The organism is uncultured Plantibacter sp. (assembly GCF_963518075.1).
Lineage (GTDB): Bacteria > Actinomycetota > Actinomycetes > Actinomycetales > Microbacteriaceae > Plantibacter > Plantibacter flavus_A.
Map to the genome: position 1 here is coordinate 69535 of NZ_CAUQHZ010000010.1, position 16279 is coordinate 85813.

18 protein-coding genes are annotated in these 16279 nt (G+C 70.4%); 11 read left to right on the forward strand and 7 right to left on the reverse strand.

The window, feature by feature from the left end; all coding sequences use genetic code 11:
• The first annotated feature begins 49 nt into the window (after positions 1 to 49).
• The gene (gene ligD / locus RWN05_RS12680) at positions 50 to 1075 is read left to right on the forward strand and encodes a non-homologous end-joining DNA ligase (RefSeq protein ID WP_314139760.1); all 1026 of its coding nucleotides are present in this window, start codon (positions 50 to 52) and stop codon (positions 1073 to 1075) included.
• A gap of 64 nt (positions 1076 to 1139) precedes the next feature.
• On the opposite strand, the gene RWN05_RS12685 is transcribed toward ligD, so the two are convergent.
• Positions 1140 to 1460 carry a Fe-S cluster assembly protein HesB gene (locus RWN05_RS12685; RefSeq protein ID WP_314139761.1) on the reverse strand — a complete coding sequence of 107 codons (321 nt, stop codon included), beginning with the start codon at positions 1458 to 1460 and terminating at the stop codon, positions 1140 to 1142.
• A gap of 260 nt (positions 1461 to 1720) precedes the next feature.
• Between RWN05_RS12685 and RWN05_RS12690 the strand changes: the two genes are divergently transcribed.
• Both RWN05_RS12690 and RWN05_RS12695 read left to right on the forward strand, forming a co-directional pair.
• Entirely contained in the window at positions 1721 to 2764 is a 1044-nt protein-coding gene (locus RWN05_RS12690) for an NAD(P)-dependent alcohol dehydrogenase (RefSeq protein WP_064296121.1), read from the forward strand.
• 21 nt (positions 2765 to 2785) lie between these two features.
• Positions 2786 to 4009: an MFS transporter gene (locus RWN05_RS12695; RefSeq protein ID WP_314139764.1), complete on the forward strand. Its 1224-nt coding sequence runs from the start codon at positions 2786 to 2788 to the stop codon at positions 4007 to 4009.
• On the opposite strand, the gene RWN05_RS12700 is transcribed toward RWN05_RS12695, so the two are convergent.
• Together RWN05_RS12700 and RWN05_RS12705 are read right to left on the reverse strand one after the other, a co-directional pair.
• On the reverse strand, positions 4006 to 4773 hold the full coding sequence (locus tag RWN05_RS12700; protein ID WP_314139766.1) for a PIG-L family deacetylase: 768 nt from the start codon (positions 4771 to 4773) through the stop codon (positions 4006 to 4008). The two genes, RWN05_RS12695 and RWN05_RS12700, sit on opposite strands and share 4 nt — an antisense overlap.
• Positions 4770 to 6002, reverse strand: a complete 1233-nt coding sequence (locus tag RWN05_RS12705; RefSeq protein WP_314139767.1) for a glycosyltransferase — start codon at positions 6000 to 6002, stop codon at positions 4770 to 4772. Before RWN05_RS12705 ends, RWN05_RS12700 begins: the two co-directional genes overlap by 4 nt.
• Before the next feature lie 136 nt (positions 6003 to 6138).
• Between RWN05_RS12705 and RWN05_RS12710 the strand changes: the two genes are divergently transcribed.
• The 5 genes from RWN05_RS12710 to RWN05_RS12730 all read left to right on the forward strand — a co-directional run bounded on the left by RWN05_RS12710 (position 6139) and on the right by RWN05_RS12730 (position 9881).
• Positions 6139 to 6564: a VOC family protein gene (locus tag RWN05_RS12710; RefSeq protein WP_079002602.1), complete on the forward strand. Its 426-nt coding sequence runs from the start codon at positions 6139 to 6141 to the stop codon at positions 6562 to 6564.
• A 56-nt stretch (positions 6565 to 6620) separates the two neighbouring features.
• Positions 6621 to 7103: a hypothetical protein gene (locus tag RWN05_RS12715; RefSeq protein ID WP_314139769.1), complete on the forward strand. Its 483-nt coding sequence runs from the start codon at positions 6621 to 6623 to the stop codon at positions 7101 to 7103.
• 116 nt (positions 7104 to 7219) lie between these two features.
• The gene (locus tag RWN05_RS12720; protein WP_314139770.1) at positions 7220 to 8416 is read left to right on the forward strand and encodes a DUF222 domain-containing protein; all 1197 of its coding nucleotides are present in this window, start codon (positions 7220 to 7222) and stop codon (positions 8414 to 8416) included.
• 158 nt (positions 8417 to 8574) lie between these two features.
• Positions 8575 to 9300, forward strand: coding sequence for a TetR/AcrR family transcriptional regulator (locus RWN05_RS12725; RefSeq protein WP_079002599.1), 726 nt, complete (start codon positions 8575 to 8577; stop codon positions 9298 to 9300).
• A gap of 65 nt (positions 9301 to 9365) precedes the next feature.
• Positions 9366 to 9881 carry a CarD family transcriptional regulator gene (locus tag RWN05_RS12730; protein ID WP_064296128.1) on the forward strand — a complete coding sequence of 172 codons (516 nt, stop codon included), beginning with the start codon at positions 9366 to 9368 and terminating at the stop codon, positions 9879 to 9881.
• Positions 9882 to 9947: 66 nt separating this feature from the next.
• On the opposite strand, the gene RWN05_RS12735 is transcribed toward RWN05_RS12730, so the two are convergent.
• Positions 9948 to 10346 (reverse strand): hypothetical protein, encoded by a 399-nt coding sequence (locus RWN05_RS12735; protein WP_121290535.1) that lies wholly within the window; start codon positions 10344 to 10346, stop codon positions 9948 to 9950.
• Between the two features lie 67 nt (positions 10347 to 10413).
• On the opposite strand from RWN05_RS12735, the gene RWN05_RS12740 reads away from it, so the two are divergent.
• Positions 10414 to 11253 carry a siderophore-interacting protein gene (locus RWN05_RS12740; RefSeq protein WP_153303437.1) on the forward strand — a complete coding sequence of 280 codons (840 nt, stop codon included), beginning with the start codon at positions 10414 to 10416 and terminating at the stop codon, positions 11251 to 11253.
• A gap of 38 nt (positions 11254 to 11291) precedes the next feature.
• Here the strand turns inward: RWN05_RS12740 and RWN05_RS12745 are convergent, their stop codons facing one another.
• Positions 11292 to 12290, reverse strand: coding sequence for an NAD(+)/NADH kinase (locus RWN05_RS12745; RefSeq protein ID WP_240555469.1), 999 nt, complete (start codon positions 12288 to 12290; stop codon positions 11292 to 11294).
• A gap of 159 nt (positions 12291 to 12449) precedes the next feature.
• Between RWN05_RS12745 and RWN05_RS12750 the strand changes: the two genes are divergently transcribed.
• Positions 12450 to 13223, forward strand: coding sequence for an alpha/beta hydrolase (locus RWN05_RS12750; RefSeq protein ID WP_314139771.1), 774 nt, complete (start codon positions 12450 to 12452; stop codon positions 13221 to 13223).
• Between the two features lie 42 nt (positions 13224 to 13265).
• Here RWN05_RS12750 and RWN05_RS12755 read toward each other — a convergent pair whose 3' ends face one another.
• Entirely contained in the window at positions 13266 to 13727 is a 462-nt protein-coding gene (locus RWN05_RS12755) for a DUF3817 domain-containing protein (RefSeq protein ID WP_064296132.1), read from the reverse strand.
• A gap of 197 nt (positions 13728 to 13924) precedes the next feature.
• Between RWN05_RS12755 and RWN05_RS12760 the strand changes: the two genes are divergently transcribed.
• Positions 13925 to 14974 carry an LLM class flavin-dependent oxidoreductase gene (locus RWN05_RS12760; RefSeq protein WP_079002595.1) on the forward strand — a complete coding sequence of 350 codons (1050 nt, stop codon included), beginning with the start codon at positions 13925 to 13927 and terminating at the stop codon, positions 14972 to 14974.
• 6 nt (positions 14975 to 14980) lie between these two features.
• Here the strand turns inward: RWN05_RS12760 and RWN05_RS12765 are convergent, their stop codons facing one another.
• On the reverse strand, positions 14981 to 16195 hold the full coding sequence (locus RWN05_RS12765; protein WP_079002594.1) for a sensor histidine kinase: 1215 nt from the start codon (positions 16193 to 16195) through the stop codon (positions 14981 to 14983).
• Between the last annotated feature and the right edge of the window lie 84 nt (positions 16196 to 16279).

Here is a 16279-nt window from a genome sequence, read left to right on the forward strand (position 1 = left end):
GAGCGCAAGCCTCCTGACAGCAGGGTGCCGTCGGCGTACCGTGTCCGACATGGCCAGCACCGCGATCGTCCTCACCGTCCCCGGACCGCACGGCGACCGCGAGGTGCGGCTCTCCAGTCCCGACCGCGTGCTCTGGGAGGCGTCCGGCGTCACGAAGCGGGAGCTCGCGGAATACCTCATCGAAGTCGCGCCGGCCTTCCTCGCCGCCAACGGCGACCGTCCGGTGTCCCTGCAGCGGTTCCCAGGCGGCGTGGACGGCGAGTGGTTCTTCTCGAAGAACCCGCCGAAGGGGGCGCCGGAGTACGTCCGGGCGGTCGACGTCGTGTATCCGAGTGGCCGGCGGCATCCGCAACTCGTCCTCGACGAGGCGGCTGCGGTCGTCTGGGCTGCGCAGATGAACACGGTCGTGTTCCACCCGTGGCCGTCACGGGCGTCGGACACCGACCATCCGGACGAACTGCGGATCGACCTCGACCCGCAGCCGGGAACCGACTTCGCCGACGCCGTGCGCGTTGCGGGCTCGCTGCGGGAGCTGTTGACGGAGGTCGGTCTGACGGGGTTCGTGAAGACCTCCGGCAACCGAGGTGTCCACGTGTTCGCGCCCATCGAGCCGGAGCACGAGTTCCTCGACGTCCGGCACGCCGTGATCGCGGCGGCTCGGGAACTGGAGCGACGGGATCCCGACCGGGTCACGACCTCGTGGTGGAAGGAGGAGCGCGGTGAACGCATCTTCGTCGACTACAACCAGGCGAACCGCGATCGGACGATGGCCGGCGCCTACAGCCCGCGTGCGCTGGCCTCGGCGTCCGTCTCGTGCCCGGTGACCTGGGACGAACTCCCCGAGATCGACCCGGGTGCCTTCACAGTGCGGACCGTCCCGGAGCGACTCCGGACGACCGGCGACCCGTGGGCCGGCATGCACGACACCGCTGGGCGCATCGACGTCCTCCTGCAGTGGTGGGAGCGGGACCTCGAGCAGGGGCTGGGCGAGCTCCCGTTCCCTCCCGACTTCCCGAAGATGCCGGGCGAGCCGCCACGGGTGCAGCCGAGTCGCGCCAGACACGCCGAGGACTGAGCCCACCCGGACACACGAACGCCCGGTGATCGTGGATCACCGGGCGTTCTCTGGACTCAGGGCGCTATTCGGCCTTACCGAGGGCGAAGCGGACGCCGCCCTGCTCGTCGATCTGCGCGTCGAGGACCGCGTCGCTCAGGGCGATGGCTGCGGACTCCTCGAGGAAGACGGTCGCTCCGGCGCTCTCGATGACCTGGTCGGCCTCGTGCGGTGTCGCCGTCATGGTGACTTCGAAGTTGTTGTCGTCGGAGCTGCTGCTGATGCGCAGTCCGGCGCCGTGCGTGAGCGACGACGCGTCGTCCGGGACGACCAGTCCCGGGGTGAGTGGTGCGTTCTCGGCGAGGGTCTTGACGACTCGGCCGGCGTTCTCGGTCAGGGTGAGCATGTGTGTTCTCCGTTCCGTTCGCGAATACGAGTTCCCCACCATGCTCGGGTTCTCGGCGAGATGCCACCCCGAGGCCGATCCTTTGCGGGAACTGCCAAGCAACTCTGCAGGGATTCACACCTCCGCGCCGCTCGTAGCACAGCTCGGGCGATCGTCCCTTGGGGGTCCGTCCGGTGGAGTGGGCTGCTAGCGTCGAACGTGCTGTCCGGCGCGTGCATCCCGCCCCACGGCACCCCCAACACCCCAGCCCGAGGAGTCCTATGACCACCGTCGCCGCCATCATCAAGCCCACCGCAGACGCGCCGTTCGAGGTCGGCACCATCGAACGCCGTGCGCCGCGCGCCAACGACGTCGTCATCGACGTCCACTACGCCGGCATATGCCACAGCGACATCCACCAGGCCCGCGAGGAATGGGGCAAGGCCATCTTCCCGATGGTCCCCGGTCACGAGATCGCCGGCATCGTCACCGAGGTCGGCGACGCGGTCACCAAGCACCAGGTCGGCGACCGCGTCGGCATCGGCTGCTTCGTCGACTCCTGCCGCGAGTGCGAGAACTGCCTCGCCGGCGAGGAGCAGTTCTGCCTGAAGGGCAACGTCGCCACCTACAACGGCCGTGAGTACGACGGCGAGCCCACGTACGGCGGCTACAGCAAGCAGATCGTCGCCGACGAGAACTACGTGCTGAGCATCCCCGAGGGCATCGAGCTCGACGTCGCGGCACCCCTGCTGTGCGCCGGGATCACCACCTACTCGCCGCTGAAGCACTGGGGTGCCGGTCCCGGCAAGCAGGTCGCCATCGTCGGGATGGGTGGCCTCGGGCACATGGGCGTCAAGATCGCCCACGCCCTCGGCGCAGAGGTGACCGTGCTCAGCCAGACGACCTCGAAGGAGGAGGACGGCAAGCGCTTCGGGGCCGACCACTACTACGCGACCGGCGAAGAGGGCACCCTGAAGTCGCTCCGCGGACGCTTCGACCTCATCATCAACACGGTCTCCGCCGACCTCGACATCGACGCCTACCTGTCGACCCTCAAGCTCAACGGCTCGATGGTCTTCGTCGGACTGCCCGAGAACACGCAGCAGTTCCGGGTGTTCTCGCTCGTCGGTGGCCGCCGCTCGCTCGCCGGCTCGAACATCGGCGGCATCCGCGAGACGCAGGAGATGCTCGACTTCTGCGCCGAGCACGGCATCGGTTCGCAGATCGAGCTCATCGGTGCCGACGAGGTCGAGGGCGCCTACGACCGCGTGGTCCGCAGCGACGTCCGCTACCGCTTCGTCATCGACACGGCGACGATCGGCTGATCGCACCGATACCCTGAGAGCATGATCCGGCTCCCGTTCCGTCGTCCAGGCGGAGCGGGAGCCGTTCCTCGTGAACCCCTCGGCCGCGAGGTCCTCGTCCTCGGCGGTGTCGCGTTCTTCGTGATGCTCGGGTTCGGTGTCGTGATCCCGGTCCTGCCCGTGTACGTGCGCAGCTTCGGCGTCGGCTACCTCGAGGTCGGCGCGGTCGTCTCCGTCTTCGCGCTCATGCGGCTCATCGCGAACCCGTTCGTGGGTGCGCTCGTCGATCGGATCGGCGAGCGGGTGGTGCTGGCCACCGGGATCGGCATCGTGGCGGTGTCGAGCGCGCTCGTCGGGCTCGCGGCGGACTATCCGCAGCTGCTCCTGCTCCGCGGGGTCGGAGGGATCGGGTCGGCGATGTTCTCCGTCGCCGCGATGACACTGCTGCTGCGCACCACCCCGCCGCACCGTCGCGGGCGGGCGGTCGGGTTCTACCAGGGCGGGTTCCTCGTCGGCGGCATGGCCGGACCGGCCGTCGGTGGCCTGCTCGCGACCATCTCGCTCACGGCACCGTTCTTCTTCTACGCCGGGACCCTCGCGGTCGCCGGCGTCCTCGGACTCGTGATGCTGCGCGGCAGTCGGATCGCCGCGCCGGTCGAGACCGCCACGCAGGCCGAGCCCTTCCGCACGGTCCTCGCCGATCGCCGGTACCAGGCGGCGCTCCTCGCGAACTTCGCGAACGGCTGGGCGTCGATGGGCGTCCGGGGCGCACTCGTTCCGGTCCTCGTCGTGGAGGCGCTCCATGAGGAAGCGGCCTGGACCGGGATCGCCTTCGCGATCGCCGCTGTCGCGCAGACGCTCGCGCTCGGTCCCGCCGGCCGCTTCGTCGACACCGTCGGACGACGACCCGCGATGCTCGTCGCGTTCCCGGTCGCGGCGGCGGCGCTCCTCGCCATGCCGTTCGTCGGCGAGCTCTGGCTGCTGGTCGTCGCCCTCTGCGTCTACGGTGTCGCGGCGGCCTTCCTCGGGACCGCTCCGGCGGCGGCCGTCGGAGACGCCGCGGGCGGTCGGGGTGGTCGGGCCGTCGCGGTCTTCCAGGCGACGTCCGACCTCGGCGCCATCGTCGGCCCGTTGGTCGCCGGCGCACTGCTCGACGCCTTCTCGTTCCCCGCGGCGTTCGGCTCCGCGGTCGTGCTCATGCTGCTCGTCCCCGTGCTCGCGACCCGCATGCCGCGGGAGCACCGGAACCATCCGACGACCGCCTAGCGGGACCGGATTCGCAGGCCCACCGAGGTGGTGATGTCCTCGCGCTGGCCGCCGGAGTGGACGAGCTGCTCGCCGTCGACCGTCAATTGGCTGGCGTGTTCCGCGAGTGCCGCGGCGACGATCGGGAGGCGGTGCCCGAGTGGGAACCACACGGCGTCGTCGCCCAGCGGTTCCAGATCGGTGCGGTGGTGCACGAGTTCCGCGAAGGGCACCCCGCTCCTCCGCGCGGCGACGATCGCGGCCTCGTGCATCCGGAGATGGTCCGGGTGCCCGTACCCGCCACCGTGGTCGTAGCTGATGACCAGGTCTGGCGAGGCGTGTCCGATGACCGCGACGAGGTCGTCCGCGACGTCGTCGAGCGGAGCGAGCGAGAACGCACCGGGGGAGACGTCGTCAGCGGGGCCGGCGAGTCCCTCGCGCACCCACCGCATGCCCGAGTCCACGTATCGCGTCGACGTCCCCGGCCGGGCCGCCGGACCCGTCCCCAACCAGAACTGCTCGGCCACGCCGAGCGTGCGGCAGGCGGCGGCGAGCTCCGACTCGCGGTGGGACGCGAGAGCAGCGGTTCCGGCGAGGGACCGGAGCGGGCCGTCGACGACTTCGCCGCGCTCGCCTCGCGTGGCCGTCACGAGGACGACGCGAGCACCGTGGTCCGCGAGTTCGGCGATGAGCGCGCCCGAAGCGAGGGTCTCGTCGTCCGGATGCGCGTGCGCGAACAGGACGGTGCGCCCGCTGTCGATGAGCGGGAGGAGTCCGTGGTTCACGAGGTCGAGGTCGCCGGGGCGGTGGCGACGGCGGGAGCGGTCTCGAGCAGGGTCCGGTAGACGTCGACGAGGGCGTCTCCCGAGCGCTGCCAGTCGAACCGCTCCGCCCGACGTCGCGCTGCCGAACCGAGCTGCGCGAGCCGCTTCGGGTCGCCCAGGATGGACGAGACCGCAGCGCCCCAGATGTGCGGGTCGCGGGAGTCGATGACGATGCCCGTCTCTCCGTCGACGACGGCCTCCCGTAATCCGCCTGAGGCGGCCACGACGGTCGGCACGCCGCTCGCCGCGGCTTCGAGCGCGACGAGACCGTACGTCTCCGAGTGCGAGGGGACGAGCACGAGCGTGCTCTCGCGGAACAGCGTGGCGAGCCCGATGCGCGACTGCGGCCCGACGAAGCGGACGTCGTCGGCGACACCGAGGTCGCGGGCGAGGGCGGCGAGTTCCTCGGCGTAGCGGTCGTAGTCGACGGAGACGTCCCCGGCGATGACGAGTTCGGGGCGGAGCTCGGGCGCGACCGCGGCGATGGTCTCGATGGCGAGGTCGAAGCCCTTCAGCGGGTGGAGGCGACCGGCGACCACCGCGGTCGGGCGACCGGAACGAGGACCGTCCAGCGGGTGGAACAGCGTCCCGTCGACACCGGGTGGCACGATCGACACCCGATCGGGGCGGGCTCCGAGCCGCGTGATCGCGGTGTCGGCCTCGGCCGCGCTGATCGCGACGACCGCGTCCGACTCCGCGGCGAGCCGTGCCTCTCCGGCCAGGCGCCCGGGGGACTCGGCGCGCTCGCCGTGCGAGAGCGGGGTGGTGGACTCGGCGGCGATGCTGTGGAAGCTCTGCACATGCGGGATCCCCAGTTCCCGCGCGAGGGGGAGTGCGGCCATGCCGGAGAACCAGTGGTGGGCGTGCAGGACGTCGTATCGCGACAGTCGGGCGAGTTCCGAGCGGAAGTCGTCGACGAACTCTTCGTGCCGACCCTTCGCGACCGGTTCGGCGGGACCGGCGTCGAGGAAGCGCAGGGTCACGCCGGGGGCGAGGGATGCGGCGGACGGTTGGTCGGCAGAGGACCGCCGGGTGATGACGTCGACCTCGTGGCCCGCTGCGCCCATCGCGACGGCCTGATGACGGACCACGACGTTCATCCCGCCGGCGTCACCGGAACCCGGCTCGTCACCGGGACTGGTGTGGAGCGAGATCATCGCGATGCGGAGGGGCTGGGGTTGCGAGGGCACCAGACGAGCCTAGTAGCCGTGGGCGTCCCAGCCCCTCGTGACGGAGACACCAGAACGTGCTCGCACATCCGACGCCGGAGCGTGAGAATGATCGCGAGACGAGCGCGACGATGCGCCCGTCCAGGCGAAAGGGACGATCATGACGACGCTCAACCCGTATCTCGGCTTCCGCGGGACAGCCCGTGAGGCGATGGAGTTCTACCAGGGGGTCTTCGGCGGCGAACTGACGGTGTCGACGTTCGGCGACTTCGGTGCCGCGGTCGAGCCGGACGAGGTCGATCTGGTGATGCACTCCCAGCTGACCGGCGACGCCGGGGTCGTGTTCATGGGGTCGGACACGCCGAAGCACATGGACTACCGCGAGGGCAGCAACTTCTCGATGTCGCTGAGTGGGTCGGACACCGACGAGACCCAACTGCGCGAGTACTTCGAGCGGCTCTCTGATGGCGGCACCGTCCAGCAGCCGCTGACCGTGGCGCCCTGGGGCGACTCCTTCGGCATGGTGCAGGACCGCTTCGGGATCACCTGGCTGGTGAACATCGCCGCCCCTGCAGAGGGGTGACGTGAGCGTGACGGCGGTGGTGTCGCGAGGGGACATCGGCTTCCCGAGGAGCAGCGATGGCTGAAGCGTGGAACGATTTCTTCGTGGCGACCGCGGGCGCTGCGGCGGCGCTCGCCGGACTCATCATCGTCGCGATGTCCGTGAACATCGCCAAGATCATCGAGATCCCGTCCATGCCGGCGCGGGCGGCGGCGACGATCAGCTCCCTGGTGTTGATCGTCGTCGTCGCTGCCGCAGGACTCATCCCGGGTCAGGCCGACGTCTTGTACGGTGTCGAGGTCCTGCTCCTGACCGCCCTCGCCCTGTGGTTCGCGATCGACGCCGCGGTCCGGATCCTCCGCCACCAGGATGCCGAGCACGGACCGCGCGCCCTCAAGGCTGCGGTGCCGGTGTTGCAGATGATCCCGTTCGTGATCGGCGGTGTGTTGCTCCTCCTCGGTTCGTCGGTCGGTCTCGGCTGGCTGGCTGCCGGCTTCATCCTTGTGTTCATCGGCTCCGTGGTCGGTGCATGGGTGCTGCTCGTGGAGATCCTCCGGTAGTCTCCTCCGACCCCTGAGCGCCACAGCGACTCCGAGCACCCCCTCCCGGCCGTCGAGCACAGCGCGATCCGCGCGAGCGACGACTGCGCGGCGCGCCTCGCGGAGTTCTCGGACGAGTGGCGGAACTCCACCGCCAGCAGGCCGTCCTGGACGCACGCAAGGCGCGCCTCCTCGCCCGCTCAGCTGCCTACGCGGACGCTTTCGCCGACGCCACCGTCCCGGCGATCTTCCCGCGGGTTGAGCGCCAGGCCCTGTCCCGTCGCTCCACCTGTGCAGCCCTCGCGATGGCGACCCGGATCCCGGAGCGGACGGTTCAGTGTGCGACGAACGATGCCGAGCGCCTCGTCAACGACGCGCCGGCCGTGCTGGCGTCACTTGAGGCCGGGCGCATCTCGGCGCGGCACGCGCAGACGATCATCGACCAACTCAGTGACGTGCCGGTCGAGGGGCGGGCGGTGTTCCTCGCCGAGGTCCTGCCGGTCGCCGAACAATCCACCGATGCGTGCCTCCGGAAGCGCGCCCGCGTCCTGCGCGAGCGCCTCCACCCCGAATCCATCACCGCCCGAGCCGTCCGCTCCGAGGCCGACCGCCGGGTCGAGTTCGAGCCCGCCGCCGACGGGATGGCGTGGGTGCACCTCTTCACGACGGCACCGATCGCGCAGGGCGTCTCCGAGCGGATCGAAGCGGCGGCAGCGGAGTCACGCGCCGTGGGCGACACTCGCACGTGCGCACAACTGCAGGCCGACGCCCTGGCGGCGCTCGCCCTGACCGGTGTGACGCCTGAAGGCGTCATGTCGAGCCCGGTGCTCCCGCACCCGATCGAAGTGCAGGAACACATCAAGCCCTCGGTTCAGATCACGGTCCCTGCGCTCAGCACGGCCGGCGTCTCCGATGCCCCGGCGACCCTGGACGGCTACGGGCCAATCGACCCCGAGACCGCTGCACGTATCGCGGTGAACGCGCCCAACTTCACCCGGATCCTCGTCCAGGCGGAAACCGGTGCGGTCCTCTCCGTCGGCCGGAACCAGTATCGCGTTCCGGCCGACCTGCAACGCGCGGTGCGGTTGAGGGACGGCACCTGTCGCGCACCAGGCTGCGGCAGACGGGCCAGAGCGTGCGATCTTGATCATTCGGTCGCGTGGGAGGACGGCGGCACCACGGATGTCGCGAATCTCGCCTGCCTGTGCCGACATCACCACCGGATGAAGCACCTCCCCGGATGGAACCTCGACCACGGACCCGGCGGAGTACTCGACTGGACGACACCCGACGGGAAACATCATCGGACGGAACCGGATCCCGCACCGTTCTGACCTGCGCCGGTCCTGAGTCTGTCGAAGGGCACTCGGGTCGCGCTGCCTCGGCTCGGGGGAGAGAGGTGTGCCCGGATGGACCTGGAGGAGGGACCCACTCGAAGCCGACAGGTGCTGTCTCGGACAGCTGTCCGAGAAGTCGTGGTACACTGGTGGGAATGCCTCGCACATCAGGAGTTCCCGCCCTCGGTGTCGAGCAGTCCACCACAGAACGTCCCGCTCCGCCGTCGCGCGTCGAGCGCTTCACTCCCGTCCTCCGAGCGACGGGCGACCCACGTGCCGAGCGCACCAGGCAGACGATCTTCGACGCCGTCGCCACCATCCTCGCCGGTCGGCCGGAACGCGTGTCCGTCGGCGACATCGTCCGCGTCGCCGGGATCAGCCGCAGCTCGTTCTACGCCCACTTCGCCAGCCTCGACGACCTCACCGCGGCCTACCTGCGGGTGCAGTTCGCCGGCCTTGCCGCGTCCGGAGTCTCGGTGCGGCCCGCGGGCGAGTCGCTGGGTAGCGCCGAGCGCGCCCGCGAAGCCTACCGACGCCTCGTCGCCCAGCTCCTCGAAGACGCACCGCTCTACTCGAGCGTGCTCGAGCTCCCCGTCGCCCGCAGCGCGTTCGACGACCTCGTCGGCGAGCACGCCGACCACCTCATCGGCTCGCTGCTCGAGCGCGCCGAGGTCCCGGTCGGCATCCCGGCGGGCCTGGTCTCCGCCTATGTCGCCGGTGGCACGCTCTCCCTCGTCGACGGCTGGCGCCGCGGACGCATCGACGTCTCGGACGACGAACTGGTCGAAGCCCTGGTCGCCCTGCTGCCCGCCTGGCTGCTCGACGAACGATCCGTCGGCGCGTCACCGCCACCACCGACCCCCGAACCATCCGGCCGCTGAACCGCCGGAGCACGACGACGCCGGTGCGCGAGTACCGGTGACGACCTGAGAAGAGAAGAGGAACCATGCAGTTCATCGTTGGAGAGACCCTGGTCTACCCGCACCACGGAGCGGTCACCATCACCGAGTTGTCGAAGGTGACGATCAAGGGTGTCGAGCAGGACGTCATGACGCTTCGCGTGCACACGTCCGAGCTCACCATCAAGCTGCCGATCGCGAACGCCGACCTCGTCGGTGTGCGCGACGTCATCGACCACGACGGCGTCCAGGCCGTCTACGGCGTGCTCCGCGAGCCGTTCGTCGAGGAGCCCGGCAACTGGTCGCGTCGATACAAGGCCAACCAGGAGAAGATGGCCAGTGGCAACGTCCACCGCGTCGGCGAGGTCGTCCGCGACCTGTGGCGTCGCGACCAGGACAGCGGCGTGTCGGCCGGCGAGAAGCGCATGCTCCAGAAGGCGCGCCAGGTGCTCGTCTCCGAACTCGCGCTCGCGCAGTCGATGACCGACGAAGAGGCGTCCGCGGGCCTCGACGAGGTGCTCGCCTCGTCGATCGCGACCCCCGAGGCCGTCGCAGCCAAGTAGGACCCATGCAGACGAAGAGCGCCCCGCCGGTTCGGTGGGGCGCTCTTCGTCGTCGTGGAGGGTGCCTCAGCTCCCGGTGTTGCCGCTGACGATCGCCAGCACGCCGACGACCGCGATGGCGATGATCGGCCCGAAGGACAGGGCGGCCTTGGTGATCGTCCAGGCACGGCTCTCGCGTTCCGGGGCCGGCAGTTCGGCGGGCGACACGTAGACCGGAGCCTGCCCGCCGTCAGCGGACGCGCCGCCGCTGAGCTGCAACACCCGCGTGTCCGTCCATGCTCGTCCGTCGAAGTGGACCTGGCGTTCCTCGTCGGTCGGGTGCGGGTACCAGCCCGCGGCGTCGGCCTGCGACGGCTTGTCCCGCTGGAACCGCAGCACCCTCGAGTCGCCCCAGGTCTCGCCGTCGAAGTGGAGTTCCTTCGTCGGGTCGTCGGGGTGCGGGTACCAGCCTGCGGTCGTAGCCATCCCTCAAGTATGACAGCGGGATCGGGGATGCCGAGACCGTCCGATGGGCGGCAGAATGGAGACAATCATGACGACGACACCGCGACCTCGAGCCCCACGTCCACAGATCATCCTCGAGGTGGTCCGCAGTTCCTGGGTCACACCGCACCTCGTGCGCCTCACCCTCGGCGGTCCAGGCTTCGCCGACTTCCAGCCCAAGGACGCCACCGACAGCTACGTGAAGATCTCCTTCGCCAAGCCCGAACTCGGCCTCGAGCCACCGTATGACCTCGCGGCGCTCCGTGAGACGCTGGCACCCGCCGACCTCCCGGTCACCCGCACCTACACGGTGCGACGCGTGGACCAGGCGGCGGGCACCATCGACATCGACTTCGTGGTGCACGGCGACGAGGGCATCGCCGGCCCGTGGGCCGCTGCCGCTCAGCCGGGAGACCGCGTCGTGCTCGCCGGCCCCGGCGGTGCCTACCGGCCCGACCCGACCGCCGACTGGCACCTCTTCGCGGGCGACGAGTCGGCGATCCCCGCGATCGCCGCCGCCCTCGAGGCGCTCCCGGCGGAAGCGAAGGGGCTCGCGTTCCTCGAGATCGGTGGGCGGGACGACCTCGTCGAGCTCGACCACCCGGCCGGGGTGCATCTCATCTGGGTCGGCCGTGCGGCCCGCGACGAATCGACGGTCGCGCTCCTCGCGACCGCCATCGCCGGACACCCGTGGCCCGACGGACGCGTGCAGGTCTTCGCCCACGGCGAGCGGGAGTCGATGAAAGCACTTCGTGAGGTGTTCCTCACCCAGCGCGGGCTCGACCGCTCCCAGCTCTCACTGTCCGGGTACTGGGCCTACGGACGCACCGAAGACCGCTTCCAGGCGGAGAAGCGCGAACCGATCGGGGTCGTCCTGCCGGCCTCGTGACGCCCGCCCCGGCGCCGCGCTGCGGGCGGGCGCCTGACTCAATGTGAGGGGTCGGCCGGCTTGCTGCGCGTCCGGCGGACCCGCGACGGACGCTCGACGCGTGCCCGGATGTCCGGTGGAACGAGGTCGAGCAGCTGATCGCGACGCAACGGGAGGTCGAGCAGGCTGAGTTTCATCCGGCCCTTGCGCGAGTGCCGGCTCGGGTCGAGTCGCACGACGTTGGCTGCGTCGCGCACGAGCCGGACGGTCACGACCGCGCCACTTGCGACATCGGACAGGACCTGGCCGTCGATCTCGACGGCGGCCTGCTTCGTCGCCGTGCCGATCGAGAACTGCAGGCGCTCCGCCGGCCCGAGGATGAACGAGCGGTCGATGCCCGACATGGGCGCGACCGGCGTGACGACGGTGGCGGCGACGGCGGGGGAGAGCACCGGCCCGCCGGCCGCGTAGTTGTAGGCCGTCGATCCGGTCGGGGTGGCGATCACGATCGCATCGGCTTTGAAGTACCCGTAGGCGGTGCCGTCCACGGCGAGGTCGGCCATGACCACGCCGGTTCCCGGGCGCCGGGCGATGGAGACGTCGTTGAAGGCGAGGAGATGGGCGACCTGCTCGCCGGTGGTGATCGTCACCTCGAGGCCGTGGTGCGGTTCGAGGGAGAACTCGTTGTCGCTGACCCGTTGGAGTGCCTCCGCGAGCGCGGCCGGCTCGACCTCGACGAGGAAGCCGACGTTGCCGTAGTTGACGCCGAGCACCGGTGCGGATCGGCCGGCGAGCAGCCGCATCGCGCCGAGCATCGTGCCGTCGCCGCCCATCGCCACGGCGACGTCGACCGACGACGCGAAGGCGTCCTCGTCGAGCAGTTCGACGTCGTCGCCGAGCCGGTTGGCCTCCGCGCGGAGTCCGACGAGGCGCGCGCCGTGTTCGAGCTGCCATGAGCGGAGGATGCGGACGGAGTCGTCGATGTTCTTCGTCGGGTGCGTGATGAGGCCGATCGTCATCGACGGCCCGCTGGGGTGCTTCGTGCGAGTGGTGGTCACCCGTCGAGCATAGGCGGATCGCCTGACAGCGCGACCGGGACCCGGGCTCCCGGCGGGCAGTGGCGTGCCTCACGACTGACGCGCGCCGGGCCGGTTTGGGATACTGGAGGGAGCCGGTCCACCGTGATCCTCGCGGGGCGCCGAGCGTGGAGGAACGACATGAGCGAAGTGACCGAGCACCCTGGCCGACCGCGGCGGGCGGGGCGGCTGACGTCGATCCTCATCGGAATCCTCTGCGCGGTGCTCGTCGTCGTCCTCGGGTTCGTCGTCTGGACCCAGATCGTCATGCAGGGCACCCGTCCCGCCGCACTCGCGGTGTGGGAGGACCCTGCGGTCTCCGTCACCGACGTCGGCGACGCCGTGGTCCTCGCCCCGACCGCGGACGCCGAGCGTCCGGCCTCCGGTACCGGTCTCGTCTTCATCCCCGGGGCGAAGGTCGACCCCTACGCCTACCTGTACAAGCTGTCCGGCGTCGTCGAGGAGGCCGGCGTGACCGTGGTCATCACGAAGCCGACGCTCAACCTGGCGTTCTTCGACCAGCGGCCGCTGGAGACGTTCACCGCCGCCGCCCCGGACGTCGACACCTGGTTCGTCGGCGGCCACTCGCTCGGCGGGGTGCGCGCCTGCCAGCTCGCAGAGGATCCCGCGGTGACGGGTCTCGTCCTGTTCGGGAGTTACTGCGCGAACGACCTCTCCGGCTCGGCTCTCGAGGTGCTGAGCCTCGCGGGGAGCGATGACGGACTGAGTACCCCGGAGAAGGTCGCCGACGCGCGCGTCCGGCTGCCCGCCGACGCGACGATGGTCGAGATCGGCGGGGCGAACCACGCGAGCTTCGGTGACTACGGGGTGCAGCCCGGTGACGGTTCGGCGACGATCTCCAGTGATGAGGCCCGCTCCGAGATCACGCGGAATCTGGTCGAGCTGCTCGGCTGAGCGGACGGGGTGGGCCCCGGCGGTCCGCAGGGACCCTGACGATCAGCCCTTCGGGACCGGCGGCCCGACGACGAGCAGGGCCGTGAAGACGGCGACGACCACGAGGCCGCCGACGACCACGAGCAGGACCGGGTGTCGGACGAGCCAGCGGGTCAGGCGGTCGAGCACGCGCTGGTCGCGCGGGTCGGCACCCGCCTCACGGCGCCATGTCCCGTCGAGTCGGCCGGTGCGGTCCGCCCAGAGGTCGAAGGGGATGGTCGCGTACGGGACGACGGCGCTCACGAGGCCCACGAGGATCGTGCCGATGGGCCAGCGCTGGTTGATCCCGATGAGCAGGACCGTCGCGCCGTAGACGAGGAACACGAAGCCGTGCAGCGCGCCACCGATGCTCACGCCGAGGTCGGTCGTCTTCGTGACGTACTTGAGGATCATCCCGATGATGAGCAGGGTCCAGGTGATCGCCTCGGCGATCGCGATCAGGCGGAAGAGGCGGCGCGGCGACACAGGGGCTCCAAGGCTCGGGGTGCAGGTCTTCCAGCTTGCCAGGCACTGCTGAGAGGGTGCTCCCAGCGGGCGCCCGGTTCTGCCACCCTGGGTGGATCGGGAATACGCGTCGGAGCGACGCGGTTCACCGAGATGTATGCAAACACATACAATCGCCGTGACAGCTCGCGGCGAGCCACACGACGTTGGAGAACCCCATGACCACACCCCTCGAGTTCGGCATCGACACCTTCGGTGACGTCACGGTCGACGCCGACGGCGCACCACTGTCCCAGGCGCAGGTCCTGCGCAACGTCGTGGAGCAGGGTGTCCACGCCGAGGCGGTCGGCCTCGACTTCATCGGGGTGGGAGAGCACCACCGTGAGGACTTCGCGGTCTCGTCACCCGAGGTCGTGCTGGCGGCGATCGCGGCCCGCACCGAGCGCATCCGTCTCGGATCCGCCGTCACGGTGCTGAGTTCCGACGACCCGGTGCGCGTCTACCAGCGGTTCGCGACGCTCGACGGCATCTCGGGAGGGCGGGCCGAAGCCATCCTGGGCCGCGGATCCTTCACCGAGTCGTTCCCGCTCTTCGGGTACGAGCTGTCGCAGTACGAGGAGCTCTTCGAGGAGAAGCTCGAGCTGTTCGTCGCCCTCCTCGAGCAGGGACCGGTCACCTGGTCGGGCAAGACGCGCGCGCCGCTCCGGGAGCAGTCGGTCTACCCGCGGGTGGAACACGGGAAGCTGAAGACGTGGGTCGGTGTGGGTGGAAGCCCCGAGTCGGTCGTGCGGACCGCTCGATACGGCCTGCCGATGATGCTGGCCGTGATCGGTGGTGGGCCGCTGCGGTTCGCCCCCTTCGTCGACCTCTACCACCGCGCACTCGCGCAGTTCCAGCTGCCGACCCAGCCCGTGGGCATGCACTCTCCGGCGCACATCGCCGAGACCGATGAGCTCGCGCAGGAGCAGCTGTGGCCGCACTACCGGGCGATGATGGACCGGATCGGCCGCGAGCGGGGCTGGAGCCCGATGACCCGTGGGCACTTCGAGCAGGAGGCCGGCCCGGAGGGTGCCCTGTTCGTCGGTTCGCCGGAGACGGTCGCACGGAAGGTCGCGACCGCGGTCGACGGCTTGGGGCTGTCCCGCGTGGATCTGAAGATCAGCAACGGTTCGCTATCGCACGAGCACCTCATGGACAGCATCGGGCTGTACGGCTCCGTGGTCGTCCCGCGCGTCCGCGAACTGCTGACCGAGGCCTCGACCGCCTGATCCGGTTCAGCGGATCGCCGGCGGGCGGTAGGGCATCGTCAGCGTCAGGACGGTGCTGCCGGTCTCGTCGTCGGCTGCCGGGCCGACCCTGAGGGACCCGCCGAAGGCGCCGGCCCGTCGATCCAGTTGCAGCAGGCCGCCGGACGGTTCGGTGCCCTCGCGGAGACCGGAGCCGTTGTCGACGACGCGCAGCTCGACGGCGCCCGCAATCGTCCCTCGCCGCTCGGTGGCTGGCGACGAGACCCGGAGGTCCACGACCAGTCGATCGGCCGCCCCGTGGGTCAGCGCGTTCGTGACGCCCTCCTCGAGCGTGCGGACGACGACCGCGCGCTCCGCCGTCGTGAAGACGTTGTCGATCGGGTCGTCGAGGAGCCGGAAGTCCGGCGAGACGTCGAGATTGGTGGTGATCGACGGGGGGAGCCGTTGCAGGATCGCGCGGATGCTCGGTGCGATCCCGACCTCGAGCAGCGGCGGTGACAGGAGCCGGCTGAGCTCGCGGACGTCGCGCTCGCGCACGGTCCGGAGTTCCTCGCCGAGGGACCGAAGGGTCCTGGCCGCATCCGACCCGACGTCCGGGCCGCCCTGTTCGAGTGCTGTCGTGACGGACGCGAGCTGGGCGCTGATCAGGACGAGGTGCTGCTGCAACGTGCCGTGCAGCCCTTCCGCGACCTCCCGCTTCACCCGCAGCTCCTCACCCTGCAGGGATTGGAGGGCGAGGTCGGCCCGGTGTCGCTGATCGGCGTGCGCGCGCTCCTGCTCGCGGGCGCGTCGCCGGGCGGCACTGAGGCTGAACCCGAACGTCGCGCAGACCGCCAGGGCGAGCGTCGTCGTCCCGGCCTCGACGAGGACCGTCTGCAAGCTCGGGTCGCGGTACACGCCCAGCAGGAGCTGGAGGCCGCTTCGCAGCAGCCCCGTCAGCACCGCCACGAGGAGGACACCCCCGAGCACCTTCGGGCGCCACCACTCGTGGAGCGACGGCCCCCACCTCGACCACAGCAGGAGTGCGAGTACGAGGATCGCCGCGCTCAACGAGACGAGGTTGGCGGTGACCCGTTCGGCGAGCATGCCACGCGTCCCACCCGGGGCGACCCAGGTGTAGATGTAGACGCTCTGGAAGGACACCGCGAGTCCGAAGACCGCTGCCATGGCACCACTGGCCGTGATGAACGCCCGGCTGTCGCTCCAGCGCTCAGCGCGAGCGGTCCGGGCCTCCTGGGTCATGGCTCCATTCTGACCTGCCGTGCGCGCCACCGCCGACATCGACGTGCGGTCGCTCGGGAGCTTCCCCCTCGGTCGTTCCCATCT

Excerpts from the sequence above, each read along its gene's own strand:
- ligD (WP_314139760.1), top strand. The coding sequence starts at position 50 with ATGGCCAGCACCGCGATCGTCCTCACCGTCCCCGGACCGCACGGCGAC.
- RWN05_RS12685 (WP_314139761.1), bottom strand. The coding sequence starts at position 1,460 with ATGCTCACCCTGACCGAGAACGCCGGCCGAGTCGTCAAGACCCTCGCC.
- RWN05_RS12690 (WP_064296121.1), top strand. The coding sequence starts at position 1,721 with ATGACCACCGTCGCCGCCATCATCAAGCCCACCGCAGACGCGCCGTTC.
- RWN05_RS12695 (WP_314139764.1), top strand. The coding sequence starts at position 2,786 with ATGATCCGGCTCCCGTTCCGTCGTCCAGGCGGAGCGGGAGCCGTTCCT.
- RWN05_RS12715 (WP_314139769.1), top strand. The coding sequence starts at position 6,621 with ATGGCTGAAGCGTGGAACGATTTCTTCGTGGCGACCGCGGGCGCTGCG.
- RWN05_RS12725 (WP_079002599.1), top strand. The coding sequence starts at position 8,575 with ATGCCTCGCACATCAGGAGTTCCCGCCCTCGGTGTCGAGCAGTCCACC.
- RWN05_RS12730 (WP_064296128.1), top strand. The coding sequence starts at position 9,366 with ATGCAGTTCATCGTTGGAGAGACCCTGGTCTACCCGCACCACGGAGCG.
- RWN05_RS12735 (WP_121290535.1), bottom strand. The coding sequence starts at position 10,346 with ATGGCTACGACCGCAGGCTGGTACCCGCACCCCGACGACCCGACGAAG.
- RWN05_RS12740 (WP_153303437.1), top strand. The coding sequence starts at position 10,414 with ATGACGACGACACCGCGACCTCGAGCCCCACGTCCACAGATCATCCTC.
- RWN05_RS12750 (WP_314139771.1), top strand. The coding sequence starts at position 12,450 with ATGAGCGAAGTGACCGAGCACCCTGGCCGACCGCGGCGGGCGGGGCGG.
- RWN05_RS12760 (WP_079002595.1), top strand. The coding sequence starts at position 13,925 with ATGACCACACCCCTCGAGTTCGGCATCGACACCTTCGGTGACGTCACG.
- RWN05_RS12765 (WP_079002594.1), bottom strand. The coding sequence starts at position 16,195 with ATGACCCAGGAGGCCCGGACCGCTCGCGCTGAGCGCTGGAGCGACAGC.